Origin of the sequence: Halovenus aranensis (genome assembly GCF_900100385.1) — an archaeon.
Taxonomy (GTDB): domain Archaea; phylum Halobacteriota; class Halobacteria; order Halobacteriales; family Haloarculaceae; genus Halovenus; species Halovenus aranensis.
Genome location: NZ_FNFC01000001.1, coordinates 128451 through 141873 on the forward strand (window position 1 = coordinate 128451; position 13423 = coordinate 141873).

Annotated in this window: 16 protein-coding genes; 9 read left to right on the forward strand and 7 right to left on the reverse strand. The window is 62.2% G+C overall.

Annotated features, from left to right (window positions below; translation table 11 throughout):
* Window positions 1-7 precede the first annotated feature (7 nt).
* Window positions 8-505: an acyl-CoA thioesterase gene (locus tag BLR34_RS00670; protein WP_092698389.1), complete on the reverse strand. Its 498-nt coding sequence runs from the start codon at window positions 503-505 to the stop codon at window positions 8-10.
* A gap of 173 nt (window positions 506-678) precedes the next feature.
* On the opposite strand from BLR34_RS00670, the gene BLR34_RS00675 reads away from it, so the two are divergent.
* The 4 genes from BLR34_RS00675 (at window position 679) to BLR34_RS00690 (ending at window position 3140) form a co-directional block, all read left to right on the forward strand.
* Complete coding sequence (locus tag BLR34_RS00675; RefSeq protein WP_092698391.1) at window positions 679-1617, forward strand: replication factor A; 939 nt, start codon at window positions 679-681, stop codon at window positions 1615-1617.
* Window positions 1618-2208, forward strand: a complete 591-nt coding sequence (locus BLR34_RS00680) for an RPA family protein (RefSeq protein WP_092698393.1) — start codon at window positions 1618-1620, stop codon at window positions 2206-2208.
* 98 nt (window positions 2209-2306) lie between these two features.
* Complete coding sequence (locus BLR34_RS00685) at window positions 2307-2609, forward strand: hypothetical protein (RefSeq protein WP_092698395.1); 303 nt, start codon at window positions 2307-2309, stop codon at window positions 2607-2609.
* Between the two features lie 90 nt (window positions 2610-2699).
* The gene (locus tag BLR34_RS00690) at window positions 2700-3140 is read left to right on the forward strand and encodes a DUF8146 domain-containing protein (protein ID WP_092698397.1); all 441 of its coding nucleotides are present in this window, start codon (window positions 2700-2702) and stop codon (window positions 3138-3140) included.
* A 21-nt stretch (window positions 3141-3161) separates the two neighbouring features.
* On the opposite strand, the gene BLR34_RS00695 is transcribed toward BLR34_RS00690, so the two are convergent.
* Window positions 3162-4796 (reverse strand): hypothetical protein, encoded by a 1635-nt coding sequence (locus BLR34_RS00695; RefSeq protein WP_092698399.1) that lies wholly within the window; start codon window positions 4794-4796, stop codon window positions 3162-3164.
* Between the two features lie 130 nt (window positions 4797-4926).
* Between BLR34_RS00695 and BLR34_RS00700 the strand changes: the two genes are divergently transcribed.
* Window positions 4927-5370 (forward strand): PaaI family thioesterase, encoded by a 444-nt coding sequence (locus BLR34_RS00700; RefSeq protein WP_092698401.1) that lies wholly within the window; start codon window positions 4927-4929, stop codon window positions 5368-5370.
* 2 nt (window positions 5371-5372) lie between these two features.
* Here the strand turns inward: BLR34_RS00700 and BLR34_RS00705 are convergent, their stop codons facing one another.
* Both BLR34_RS00705 and BLR34_RS00710 read right to left on the reverse strand, forming a co-directional pair.
* Window positions 5373-6281, reverse strand: coding sequence for an MBL fold metallo-hydrolase (locus tag BLR34_RS00705; RefSeq protein ID WP_092698403.1), 909 nt, complete (start codon window positions 6279-6281; stop codon window positions 5373-5375).
* 77 nt (window positions 6282-6358) lie between these two features.
* Window positions 6359-6931, reverse strand: coding sequence for a response regulator transcription factor (locus tag BLR34_RS00710; RefSeq protein WP_092698405.1), 573 nt, complete (start codon window positions 6929-6931; stop codon window positions 6359-6361).
* Window positions 6932-7047: 116 nt separating this feature from the next.
* Here BLR34_RS00710 and BLR34_RS00715 point away from each other — a divergent pair, with 116 nt between their 5' ends.
* The 3 genes from BLR34_RS00715 to BLR34_RS00725 are packed head-to-tail and all read left to right on the forward strand — an operon-like array spanning window position 7048 to window position 9420.
* The gene (locus BLR34_RS00715) at window positions 7048-7812 is read left to right on the forward strand and encodes an SDR family NAD(P)-dependent oxidoreductase (RefSeq protein WP_092698407.1); all 765 of its coding nucleotides are present in this window, start codon (window positions 7048-7050) and stop codon (window positions 7810-7812) included.
* 48 nt (window positions 7813-7860) lie between these two features.
* Window positions 7861-9024: a phenylacetate--CoA ligase family protein gene (locus tag BLR34_RS00720; RefSeq protein WP_092698409.1), complete on the forward strand. Its 1164-nt coding sequence runs from the start codon at window positions 7861-7863 to the stop codon at window positions 9022-9024.
* A gap of 3 nt (window positions 9025-9027) precedes the next feature.
* Window positions 9028-9420, forward strand: a complete 393-nt coding sequence (locus BLR34_RS00725) for a MaoC/PaaZ C-terminal domain-containing protein (protein WP_092698411.1) — start codon at window positions 9028-9030, stop codon at window positions 9418-9420.
* Here BLR34_RS00725 and BLR34_RS00730 read toward each other — a convergent pair.
* A complete protein-coding gene (locus BLR34_RS00730; protein ID WP_092698413.1) occupies window positions 9413-10561 on the reverse strand; it encodes a CaiB/BaiF CoA transferase family protein in 1149 nt (382 codons plus the stop codon). The two genes, BLR34_RS00725 and BLR34_RS00730, sit on opposite strands and share 8 nt — an antisense overlap.
* 107 nt (window positions 10562-10668) lie before the next feature.
* Here BLR34_RS00730 and BLR34_RS00735 point away from each other — a divergent pair, with 107 nt between their 5' ends.
* Complete coding sequence (locus BLR34_RS00735; protein ID WP_092698415.1) at window positions 10669-11352, forward strand: sensor domain-containing protein; 684 nt, start codon at window positions 10669-10671, stop codon at window positions 11350-11352.
* Between the two features lie 43 nt (window positions 11353-11395).
* Here the strand turns inward: BLR34_RS00735 and BLR34_RS00740 are convergent, their stop codons facing one another.
* Window positions 11396-12250 carry an amidohydrolase family protein gene (locus BLR34_RS00740; protein WP_092698417.1) on the reverse strand — a complete coding sequence of 285 codons (855 nt, stop codon included), beginning with the start codon at window positions 12248-12250 and terminating at the stop codon, window positions 11396-11398.
* A gap of 79 nt (window positions 12251-12329) precedes the next feature.
* Window positions 12330-13367, reverse strand: a complete 1038-nt coding sequence (locus BLR34_RS00745) for a branched-chain amino acid ABC transporter permease (RefSeq protein ID WP_092698419.1) — start codon at window positions 13365-13367, stop codon at window positions 12330-12332.
* Between the last annotated feature and the right edge of the window lie 56 nt (window positions 13368-13423).

Genomic DNA, 13423 nt, shown 5'->3' on the forward strand with positions numbered 1-13423 from the left:
GTCGCGGTCAGTACTCTTCGCGCATTCGCTCGATAATGGATTCGAGCTCGGCCTGCCGTTTCTCGACTGCCTCCTGGCGAAGCTGTGTTTCGGCGTCGGTCTCACAGACGACGTCAGGAACCGTCGTCGGATTGCCGTCGCTGTCGATGGCAACGAACGTCAGAAACGACGTGGTCGTCTCCTGTTTCTCGCCGGTCCGAGGGTCCTCGGAGTGGACATCGACTTTCACGTCGACACTCGTTCGTCCGGTATTGAACGCGTAGGCCTTGATGACGGCAATCTCCCCCAGGTCGATTGGCGCGATGAAATCGACGTGGTCCATCGAGGCGGTCACACACTGCCGGTTGGCAAACCGCATCGCCGAAATCGCCCCACAGATGTCCATCCAGTGGAGGACGACACCCCCCAGCGCACGCCCCAGGTCGTTCGTGCTGTCGGGCAGGAGCATCTCGGTCATCTCCGTCTGTGACTCGCTTAGCGGCACGGGTTCTCTTGTCTCGTCCATGTCTGAGGCGAATACCGGCTGGCAAAAGGACCCGTCGATTGGCCGTATGCCCCTTTCATGCCGTGTCCTCACCCTCGGTTCACTTTCACTCCCCTTGCCGAGGTTTTTAACCCGTGGGGAGTCAAGCGTCGTATGTCTCCCACAGAAACACAAGCGGAGACAGTGAGCAACCGATGACTGAGACAGATTTGCGTACACACGCGACAGAGATACACGAACAGTTTTCGGACCGCCTCGACCTCACCGTCGAAGAGGTCGAAGAGCGTCTGAACACGCTCGTCAACGAGTACCAGGTCCCGACCAGCGAGGCCCGCCGTAGCGTCGTCAACACGTACCTCGACGAAGCGGGGATGGAGCGGGACGACCTCGCGGGCGGTGACGGCAACGACCAGAAGGAGATTGCCGACATCGACAAGGCCGAGGAGTGGGTCGATATCACCGCGAAGGTCGTCGACCTCTGGGACGCCAGTAGCGACGCCGTCGCACAGGTCGGCCTGCTCGGTGACGAGACCGGGACGATAAAGTTCACCAAGTGGTCGAAATCCGACCTCACGGACCTCGAGGAGGGAGCGGTCTACGACCTACGAAACGTCGTCACAGACGAGTATCAGGGTCGTTTCTCGGTGAAGCTCAACCGTACCACGACTATCGAAGAGCGCGAGGAGGATATCGAGGTGGGCGACGACTCAACCGAAATCGAGGGAGCACTCGTCGATATCCAGTCTGGCTCGGGGCTTATCAAGCGCTGTCCGCAGGAGGACTGTACCCGCGTTCTTCAGAACGGACGCTGTTCGGAACACGGTGAAGTTGAGGGCGAATTCGACCTCCGCATCAAGGGCGTCATCGACGACGGCAACGGTGTCCACGAGGTCATTTTCGACCGCGAGGCCACCGAAGAACTGACAGGAATCTCGCTGGACACCGCCCAGGAGATGGCGATGGACGCACTCGACACTTCTGTCGTGGCCGACGAGATGCACGAGAAGATACTCGGCCGGTACTACCAAGTCCGCGGCCCAACGCTGGGTCGGTACGTTCTGGCAAACGAGTTCGAGGAACTGGACGCACCAGCCGACCCTGACGCCGCTCTCATCAAAGCGAGGTCGATATAGATGTCGAGTACACCGACCCGAGAAATCGCCCGCCGCGTTTTCGCAGCAGAGTTCAACGACGCCGCGTACACGTTCAAAGAGAGCGACGATGACCGCGCTCCAGTGTACGTCCTCCTGCCGACCGGCCAGCGCGCCAACCGTATCTTCGTCGTCGGCACGCTCACTGAGACCGAGGATGTCGGCGAGGACTCCGAATACTGGCAGGGTCGTATCGTCGACCCCAACGGTGACACCTTCTTCACCTATGCGGGACAGTACCAGCCCGATGCCGCCTCGATGCTCCGGGAACTGGATGCGCCGGAGTACGTCGCCGTCGTCGGCAAACCACGGACCTACGAGACCGACGAAGGAGAAGTGAACGTCTCTATCCGGCCGGAATCCATCTCGACGGTCGACGAGGCGACGCGGGACCGCTGGGTCGTCGAGGCCGCCGAACGGACGGTCGAACGCATCCAGGCCTTCGAGGACGACAGCCCTGACGAGTACGTCCAGATGGCCCACGAGGAGTACGACCTGCCGGTCGAGAACTATCGGCGAGCAGCTGTCTCAGCGCTCGAAAGCCTGCAAGAATCCGAGACGAGCGCGAACTAAAGCCTCCCAGCCGCCCGGGACTGGCGCACACAGTGTCCTCATTTCGTGTCCGGAAACTGCCGCCCGGGCTTTTGTATCTGTAACTCCTATACTGAGGCGTGAGTGACGCGCTCGTCCTCGCCGTGGTCGGGCTTGTGGTTCTCGTACCGAGTACGGCTATCTTCGGGGGCCGGACCGAGTTGCTGGCACAGTATCCCGACGGGACAGCCCCACCGCGAGTCCAGTACGGTGCCGGCGGAGTACTGGTCGGCTACAGTCTTGTCACAATCGGCACTGCGTTTGCACTCGGGTACATCGACGAGGCCGGACTGCTCTGGGCCGGGTGGACCGTCCTGACGGTCGTCGTCGCAGCCGGTGTTGCTGGCTTCTCCGCGGCTATCGACGCCTCACAGCAGTCGTGACGTGTCTCAAAACCGCGCCGCGTCACCGCGCGTCATGCGTGCGTCTGACAAACGGTTAAATACGAGGAGTTACGACTACTCAGTTGAGCGATGGGAAATAAAAACAAGACCATCTCCTTTCGCGTGAGCCAGGAGAAATTCGAGACCCTGCGCGACATCGCGGAGGAGCGTGATATCTCCCTTTCGGCTGTCTTCCGGGATTACGTCGATATGTTGGTCGCCCACGACGGGCAGGTCGAGGTCGTCCCAGAGCACGAACTCCAGGGCTCTTCTGAAAGCGACGAGATGAGCCAGAGCTTTCCGCCGAAAGTGGAGGTCCCGAAGAGCTTCGTCCGCGAACACGAGCGCCTCGAACTCGAAGCGGAACACCTGCGCGAACAACTCGAAGAGCACAAGCGCTACGTGACGAAACTCCGGCAGGAACTCGACGAACACGACCAGGAAGACGTGGTCGATCTCGACGAACTCGACGGCGAGGAAGAGGAAGAGTCGCCGTACCGTATCGGTAACGAGTTCGAAGAGTCGTTCTGATACCGGGGCGGCCGACGGCTCTCAGTTATTCGCGTCTGGCTCGTAGGTCTCGCGGTGGATGACGATTTCTCTGTCCTCGAAGCGGATCGTGACGACGATTTCGTCACCCTCTGGGTCGAAGGGAGAAGTAACGACTGCCGCCGATGGGAGAGTCTCGGACTCTTTGGACCAGGCCCGGCTGCTGTCTCCAAGACTTGTGGAGTAGACGACGAGCTCCTTGGCCTCGATGTCTCCAACATCCGAGAAGTTGACTTCCACCCGTTCGGTTTCGGTATCGAACTCGACGCTGTCGACGACGCGATACTGGTCGTTATCGACGGGTTCACCCTGCGGAACCGCGATACGCCGGTCGTAGGTGACGAACACGCGCCAGTCGCCGTCGTCGGTCAGCAGGATAATCTGCTCTGTTCGCTCGACGGTAGTGCCGTTTTCGGAGTCCGTGTACGTTATTCCCCCGAGGACAGCTTCCTCGCCCGCAAGGACTTCCTCCGGCGTGGCGTCTATCTGATTGAACCAGAATTTACTCGCGTCCCACTCCCGGATGTCGTCGGTACCGAACGCCTCGTCGATAATTGTGGTCTCGGGGTCAGTGTACCCGGACCCAAACGAGGCATTTTCTCGTTCCTCCTCGCTGAGATTGTCGGGATGGGCCGGATGACTGGAGTGCATCGCGTCGGCTACCGCGTCGAAGTCTTCGTTGTTTATCCCCGCAACGTACGATTCGAGCACACGCAGCGCGTCGTTCTCGTCGGCCGACTCCTGCGGGTACGATTCGCGGTGGACGACGATTTCGCGGTCTTCGAAACGGATAGTGACGACGATTTCGTCGCCCTCGGGGTCGAAGGGCGTAACGAGGTAGTTCAGCGACGGGAGTGTCTCGGCCTCTTGTGACCAGGCTTTACTGTTCTTTTTGAGGCTCGCCGAGTAGACGACAAGCTCTTTTGCCTCGATGTCGCCGACGCCCGAGACATTTACTGTTGCCCGCTCGCTCGCGGTGTCGAACTCGACGCCGTCGACGACGCGATACTGGTCGTCATCGACGGGCTCACCCTGCGGAACCTCGACCGGCTCCTGATACGGGAAAAAGACCTGCCACTCCCCGTCCTCTGTCAGGAGCGTTAGCTGTTCGGTTTTCTCGACAGTACTCCCGTCTTCCGTGGTTTCGTAGGTCACCTCGGCGAGGGCTGCCTTCTCACCGTCGAGGACATCCGCCAACGTAACGTCCATCTGTTCGAACCAGCGGCCGATAGTGGGCATCTCCTCGATGTCGTCGGTACTGAACTCGTCGTCGACGAGTTCGCGCTCGTAGTTCTCGTAGCTTCCAAACTCGAACGACGCGTTTTCCATCTCGGACTCGCTGAGGTTGTCGGGGTTGAACGGGTGACGCGAGTGCATCGCGTCGCCAAGTGCATCGACGTCTTCCTCGCGTGCTGCCTCGATATACGAATCGAGGACGGCCAGCGGCCCGCCTTCGGTGTCTCCGCCCCCGTCTGGCGTCGCAGAACCGTTGGGTGTTTCGGTAGGGGTATCGCTGTTATCGGGGCGTGGCGTGTCTGTCCCGTCGCCGCCGTCGTCTGAATCGTCGTTCCCGGTACAGCCTGCGAGCAGACTGGCACCGGCTGTCCCAACTGCCGCAATATACTGCCGTCGTTTCATGCCTACTTCTCGTGCTTCTCGACATTTCAACCCCACCAGCTGTTTCACGCAGAGAAATGCACAGAGACACCGTCTGCCCGTTGGCTGTGGTTTTCGTGGCTTTATGCCCGTGTAGCTTCTCAACGGGAATATGGACCTGGTAGACTTGTTCAATCAGACACCGTTTGTCGAACATCTCGGCATCGAGTTGACCGAGGCCGAAGACGGCTACGCGGAGGGGCGTCTCCCGTTCAGCGACGAGATGCGCTCGAACAACCACGGCTCGGTCGCTCACGGCGGCGCGACGTACGCGCTGGCGGATACGGTCGGCGGCGCCGCGGCAATCTCGCTCGCCGGGGACGTGACGCCCACGGTCGACATGCGAATCGACTACCTCGCCCCGGCTACCACGGAGTTGACTGCGACCGCCGAGGTCATCCGGTTCGGGTCGAGCCTCGCGATGGTGCAGGTCGACATTCACGACACCGACGACGAGCGGGTCGCCACCGCACAGGGCACCTACAAGACAGGCGGGCAGGGGAACGCGACGCCTTGGAAGGGTGACGACGCTCCCTGGGAAGGCAACGAGGAGTAGCGCTACTCGCGCTGGTCGAGCGCGTGCAAGACGCCACGGACGTTCATCCGCTCTTCCTCGCTGGCGTGGGCCTCGCCCCAGGCGTCTGCCGAGTCGGCACGGGCTGCGAAGTAGTCGGCGACGGCCTCGTCGTCTTCGAGTTCTGCGCGCTTTGCCCGCACCCGCTCGACCCAGTCGGTCAGCACAGTTTCGTACTTCTCAAGCAGGTCGCCGGTCTCTCTGTCCCCGAAGTGAGCGTAGTACAGTGCCGCTGGGTCGAGGTCTCTGAGGGTCTCGATATCCGAGAGACAGCCGTCCAGGTCGAATCCGGGCGGCGGCGACGTGTGCGTGACGCCGTCGATATGCGGTGAGTTGATGCCCGCGGCGTCGCCGGTGAACACGCCGTCGTTGGCAGGGTCGTAGAACACCGCCTGGTGGAAGGCATGTCCCGGCGCGTGATGGACCTCCAGCGCGTGGTCGCCGAGGTCGACCGTCTCGCCGTCTTCCAGCTCGACGAGACGCTCTTCTGGAATCGGCTCCGGCTCGACGTAGTAGCCGATGCGGTCGCCGATGACCTCTTTGGTCCCTTCCCAGATGGCCGTCGGGTCGGCCAGAAACTGCGCGCCGGCCTCGTAGAGACAGACCTCGGCGTCGGGGCAGGCCTCAGCGAGCAGGTGTGCCCCGCCCGCGTGGTCGAGGTGGACGTGTGTCGGCGCGATAACATCGAGGTCTTCGGGCGCGATGCCGACGGTCTCCATCGCTTCGAGTACCGTCTCGTACCTGTAGCCGGTTCCGGTGTCGATGAGCGCCGGCCGCTCGGCGTCGAGGATGTACACTAGACCGTACCCCGGTGTCCCGTACATCTCGACGTCGACGTAATAGAGGTCGGTCGTCCCTACGGCCGTCGCCTCGTGAATCTCACCAAGTGCCATACTATACCCGGATGGCGCTCTCACAAGAGCGTTTCTGTCAGCTAACACGCACCAATTGTCAGACCTCGTCCGTAGCGCTATCGTCCGGGATGGCGGCTGATATCTGCAAACGCGGACTCGATATCGTCGAGACCATCGAGTGCCTCTTCTAACTCCTCGCGGAGCGTCTCGACCTGTTGTTGGAGTGCTTCGAGTTCTTCGTTGTCCTCGGCTTCCTCGTCCGAGAGTTCGCTTTCGAGCAAGGCGAGTTTCGACGTGAGTTCGAAGTACTCCGAGAGCGTGTCGTCGTGGCGGATGACCTCGAGCTGTTGTTCGATTGCCTCGACTAGGTCGTCTTTCTCGACTGGCTTACAGAGATAGTCGTCGAAGGGCATGTCGACGATATCGATGCCCGGGTCGACCGCCGTCAGCATGATGACCCGGCAGTCGTACCCCTTCTCGCGTATCTGTTCGAGCACCTCGTCGCCAGAGATATCGGGCATGCGGCGGTCGAGCAGGACAACGTCTACGTCGACATCCATCGACTCCAGTGCGCCGTTGCCACTGTACGCGACTCGGGTGTCGAAGGCATCCCGCAGTCGAAGCGCGTACACGTCTGCCACTTCCTGCTCGTCGTCGACGACTAACACGGTGGCGTTCTCGACGGACACACTCTAAGTTCGTTGCCCCGGGTGTAATAAGTGTATGTGTCGCTGTCGGCCCGACTCCGACATTCGACGAGGTTCGATGCCGCAGGATTATATAGACTGGCCTCGACACGCGTGGTATGCGTGGACTTGACACGAAAACCGCACTCGTCACGGGAGGCGGTGGCGGGTTCGGGACGGCAATTGCCCGCCGGCTGGCGACAGAAGGAGCAACCGTCGCAGTCAACGACCTCGACGAGCAGCGCACGGCCGACACCGTCGAGGCGATACGAGAGGCCGGCGGAGAGGCGTTTCCCGCCGTCGCCGACGTGACTGACCTTGCGGCCGTTCAGTCGATGGTCGCCGAGGTTGAGGACCGCGCCGGGCTGGATATACTGGTGAACAACGCCGGCTGGGACCGCATCTCCTGGTTTCTCGACCAAGAGCCCGAGGCGTGGGACCGGATTCTCGATGTCAATCTCCGTGGGCAGATTAACTGCGCCCGTGCTGCCGGCGAACTCTTTTCGGCACAGGAACACGGCACAATTGTCGCAATCTCCTCGGACGCGGGACGGGTCGGCTCGTCTGGCGAGGCGGTTTACGCCGGAACGAAAGGCGGCGTGATTGCCTTTACCAAGACACTCGCCCGGGAACTGGCACGGGACGGCGTCACCTGTAACGTCGTCTGTCCGGGGCCAGCAGACACCCCGATGACCCGCGAGATGCGCGCCGAGTCTGACCTTGCGGCGTCGATTTTCGATGCTATGGAGGACCAGACGCCGCTGGGCCGGATGACCGACCCCGACGACGTGGCCGGCGCTGTTGCCTTCCTCGCGAGCGACGACGCCGCCTTCGTCACCGGTCAGGTACTCAGCGTCTCTGGCGGGCTCACGATGGTCGGCTGAGCCCAGCCAGACGGGGTTTTAAGTGCCGAATCTTCGTACAAGACGCTCATGTACGATAGTACCGTGCTAGCAGACCTCGGGGAGCAACTCGAACGGGCCAGTGAGTACGAGCTATACGAGCAGGCCTTCGAGGACGCCGGTATCGCGCCAGCGGACATCGATAGCTGGGAGGCGTTTCAGGAGGTCCCGTTCACCGAGCCGGGGGACCTGAAAGCAGATTTCGACGAACACGGCCCGGAAGGGTCGCTGTACACGCCGGGGGCGATGATTTCGTTCTCGCCGCTGGGTGACGACCTCGCGCCGATGTTCGACACCGAGGCCGACCTCGAATACGAGGCCGAGGTCAACGCAAGCGTACTCGCCGAAGCCGGCATCGCGGAGGGCGACCGCGTCGCAAACACCTTTGGCTACCAGCTCTTTGGCACGGGCTACCTGTTGCATCGCGGCCTCGAGGCCCTGGGGGCGGAGGTACTCCCACTCGGGCCGGGTGACTCCGAGCAGGCCGCCGACACTATCGAACAGTTCGACGTAGATGCCCTCGTGGGTAATCCAAGCTTCGCGTTAAAAATCGCCGAGGCAGGGGCGACCGTCGACACGTTCGTCGGTGCGGGCGAGCCGTTCACGTCGGTACCGGGTTACCGCGAGGAAGTCAAATCGGCACTGGGTGCCGACACCGCAGTCGACTACTTCGGCAGTCGCCAGGTGTTGCCAATCGCCAGCGAGACGGCCGAGGAAGACGGCCTGCACGTCACAGACGAGTACGCAATCGTCGAAATCGTCGACCCCGACACCGGCGACCCGCTCGGTGTCGGTGAGCGTGGGGAAGTCGTCGTCACACACCGGCGCAAAGAGGGGTTCCCGCTGGTCAGGTACCGGACCGGTGACCTCGCGGAACTCGAACGTCGGGGCGACGACCTGGTTCTCCCTAACGGTGTCATCGGTCGGACCGACGACCGCCTGAAGGTCAAAGGCGTCAAACTCTATCCCGAGGCAGTGCCGACGGTGTTGGCCGGATTCGACGGCCTCACCGGCGAGTACGCAATCCGTGTCACTCGGCCCGACGCGACAGACCACCTCGACGTTCGATGTGAGGGCGAGGCAGACGCGGACGCGCTCGCCGCCGCGCTCTCCGAGCGACTGCTCATCTCGCCCGACGAGGTGACCGTCGTCTCCGAGCTGGAAGCGACGGGAGTTCTCGACGAGCGGTACTGAGCCGTGGTCCGACGTCCGCGCGAGGGAGAGAGGCACACGTACGAGCGGACATTTGCCACCGAGGAGGTCGAGCAGTTCGCGGCCCTGTCCGGCGACGCCCAGCCCCGGCATACCGAACCCGACGAGGACGGCAGGCTGCTGGTTCAGGGGTTACTGACTGCGACACTCCCGACGAAAATCGGCGGTGACCTCGCGATGCTCGCACACACGATGGACATCGAGTTCACTCGACCGGTTTACACCGGCCAGACGATTGCCTGTACTTGGACGAACGAGCGCGTCGAGGAACGCGAGGGCCGGTACGTCATCACGGCCGATATCGTCTGTACGCGAGAGGAGACGACAGTGCTTCGTGCCACCATCGAGGGTCACGTCGGGAAAGAGACGGCTACCTGACTGCCGTGCTCGCTTTGAGCCGCTGTATTTCTTCGGCTCCGTAGCCGGCCTCCCGGAGAACGTCGCCGGTGTGTTCGCCGTGTTCGGGGACCGATTCGTCGGTTTCGGGGAGCGCCACGCCACAGCCGGGGAACCCGACACGGGGCGGGGCCGTCTCCGGCCGTTCGGGAAGTCGGTCGGCAATCTGTGGGTGGTTGAGGGCCTCTGCCGGCGTGAGAACCGGGGCGACTGGCACCTCCTCGCTCAGCCTCTCGACCCACTCCTCGCGTCGCCGACGCTCGAACAACTCGACCAGTTCCGCCCGGAGGGCTGCCCGCTCTGTGGCGTCGTCCGTGCCGTGGACCGGCACGAGGTCCGGCCGGTCGACCTCGCGACAGAACTGCTCCCAGAATGTCGATTCGAGGGCTCCCAGTGTGACGTAGTTTCCGTCGGCTGTCTCGTAGACATCGTACCACGGCGCGCCACCAGTCAGCATCGTCTCGCCGGGACGCGGGTCGCCGTCGCATAGTGCCGCCCCGGCCAGCGTGTGTGAAAACGATGCGACCACGTCTGTCATCGACACGTCGAGGTAGCCGCCGCCGTTGCCCAGTTCACGCGAGAGGATGCCACCGACCAGCGAGAACGCAGCGAACAGCCCGCCGGCCATATCGGCGACCTGATAGCCCGGGACCTGTGGCTTTGCCTCCTCGTCTTCCCGGGTCACATCGAGCAGTCCAGCGAGACCGACGTAGTTGATGTCGTGACCGGCCCGGTCAGCATAGGGGCCAGTCTGCCCGTACCCCGACAGCGAGCAATACACCAAGTCGTCGTTGTACTCTCTAAGGCGCTCGTAGTCGACGCCCAACCGGTCGACCACCCCTGGCCGGAACCCTTCGACAACGGCATCCACACCGCCGACAAGCTCGTAGAACACCGCCCTCCCGGCGTCAGACTTCAGGTCGAGTGCCAGGCTCCGTTTCCCGCGGTTGACCGCCTCGAACAGCGTCCGGTCGTCGGTAAACGACAGCTCCCGTGCAGGGTCGCCGGCCGCCGGCTCTTCGACCGTAATCACATCTGCCCCCATATCGGCGAGTAGCTGTGTCGCGTACGGTCCCGGGAGAATTCCGGAGAGGTCGAGTACCCTGACGCCGTCGAGATGCATGCACCTCAAATCGACCGTCAGGATGTTATAGCTTCTCATGGCTACTATTTCCCCAACAGAAACCTCGAGTCGCCTTTTTAGTTATTCTCGTGATAGGTAGTCGTACAATGAGTCAGTCCATCTCCAGTAACACGTCCGACGGGTCGGTACTCGGGGACGTTTTCGGCGTCGTCGTAGATACACAGAGTTACAAGAATCTCGCGTACCTGCTGCTCGCGTTTCCACTGGGACTGTTCTATTTCGTGTTTCTCTCGGTCGGACTATCCCTCGGAATCGGTCTCTCGGTGCTGTTTGTTGGTCTTTTCATCCTGTTTGCAACCGTTTCGGGGCTTCGGGTCGTCGCCGCCTTCGAGCGCACCCTTGCGAACAGCCTGCTCGATGTCGATATCGCCAGTCCCGACGATGTTCGACCACAGGGCGACGGTCTCGTTGCGACCGGGAAAGCCTACCTCCGCGCCCCGTCGACGTGGCGTGGCCTCGGATTCGTCTTTTTGAAGTTCTGGGTCGGTATCCTCTCGTTCGTGTTGCTCGTGTCGTCTCTCGGTATCGCAGTCGAACTCATCCTGGCTCCGGTCTCGGATGTCGCCATCGAGGTACAGATCGGGGACTGGCAGCCTGCCAGTAGCATCGAGACGCCGGTCGAGCAGGCCGCTGGCGTCCTCGCCGGGGCCGCCCTCGCCCTCGTCTCCTTGCACATCCTGAACGCCTTCGCGCGGGTCAACGCACAGATTGCCGCCGCACTGCTCGGAGCGGATTCCCCAGACGGTCGCGGCGAACAGACACGCCGTTGAGACCGCCGAGGCTCTCGCACAGTGCGGTCTGTCGTACTCTGTATCAGGCTTCTAGCCCAAGATACTCCTTGGCTGTCCCGAAAAAGAGGTCCCGATAGGTCTCTTTGGGGAGGTCACGCCCGAGTAGCTCTGCCCGTTCCTCACGGTAGGGATAAGGGATATTCGGCAGGTCACTGCCGTACATAATCGACGCCGAGAGTTCGACGAACGTCTCGTCGGGAATCGAGCCGGGGTCGAACCCCATCGTCTGCTCGGCCCGTGTCGACATCGCGAAGGTAGTATCGAGATAGGCGTTGTCGTATTCCCGGGCGAACGCGAGGAATGCTTCGGTCTCGTAGGTGCCCATATGGGCACAGCAGACCCGCAACTCCGGGTAGGAGTCGAGCAGTTCCGCGAACAGGTCGGCCCCGACGTAGTCGTTGTCCTCGAACATCGGGGCGGTGCCGCCGTGGTAGGTGATTGGCGCGTCGTATTCGGCGGCGACCGAAAGCGCCGGCTCGATACGCGGGTCAGCGGGTGCTACCTCCTGGACCGGACAGTGGAACTTCAGCCCCCGAGCGCCCGCCTCGAATGCATCCCGGACGATGCCGGCTACGTCCTCGTCCTCGGGGTGGACCGTCGCAAACGGGACCAGCATCTCCGAGGCCGCGGCCTGTTCACAGAGCCAGCTGTTCAGCTCCGTCGCCATCCCCGGGCGGTGAACGTAGGGTAGTCCGACGTACGTTTCGACGCCAGCGTCGGCCAGTATCGCCTCGATGGCCGAGCGAGCGACGGGGTGGTCGAACTCCCAGCCGGCCTCGTCGGTCAGTACGTCCCGGATAGCCGACATGAGCCGCTCTGGGAACAGGTGTGTGTGTGGGTCTATCGCCGGTGTGAAGGTGTCGTGGTCGGAGTGCATCGGTGCCGTGTCGGCTCTTTTCGTTTCACGCGGGACAGAACCACGTCCCGCCGACGAGTCGAAAATCGATGCCTACGTCTTAGTAGGCGTATGGCCACTTGCGTAAATACTCCTTTAACTGCCCGAGTGCGGCCATGAGGCCTTTGGGTTCGACGATGAGCACCACGATGATTATGACACCGAAGAACATCGGCTCCAGGGAGGTCCCCTCGGGGAAGATGTCGATGAGGGTCTGCAGGATGTAGTGATTGAGGAGTTCGACCGTCGTAACGCCGAGAATGACTCCCCAGACGCGGCCCATCCCGCCCAGCAACAACATCATGTAGTGCAACAGCGTGATGTCTATCGAGAAGAACTCCGGCGTGATGAAGCCGATATAAATCGTGTAGAGTGCGCCAGCCACGCCGACCATGAAGCCGCCGATGGCGTAGGCGAGCAGCTTGTTCCGGAAGCGGTTGACGCCGAGCACCTGTGCCGAGAGGTCGTTTTCGTGTAGCGCACGGAACATCCGCGCGATACCGGTCCGGCTGAGGTTCATCGTGAGCAGCGCGAACACGACCAGCATCAACAGCGCGAAGAAGTACTCCTCGTTGGCCGACCCGATGGCCAGGGCGTCTCCGACGAGCCCGATTTCGCCGGGCATCGACTGCTGCGTGCCGCCGTGGATGGCCTCGAACTCGCCGCGCCGGAAGAAAAACTGGACGGCGATAAACTGCAACGCGAGCGTCGAGATGGCGACATAGAAGCCCTTGACGCGGCCGGCCGGCAGCCCGAACGCCGTCGCGACCGACGCGGTCATCAGCCCGGCAATCAACATTGCAGGCAAGAGCCCGAGTCCGGCTTCGTTGACGATACGAGACGCTGTGTAGGCACCGATTGCCATGAACGCCCCCTGCGCGAGGACGATTTCGCCGGCGTAGCTGAGCATGACGTGCAGTCCGAGGACTGCGATGCCGAAGATGAAAACCAGCGTGAACACCGAGACGAGTTCGCCGGTCAACACGAACGGCGCAATCAGTGGAATCGGCAGCCCCAGCACGAGCGCGACCCGTTCGATACGCCAGCGAATCAGCCCCATCCGCTCCTCGTAGGAGGTGAAATACTCACCGCAGGGCATCGTACTCACCTCCCCGTCGGGCGACGATAGTCGACGACCAATTCCGCCAGTGGTGT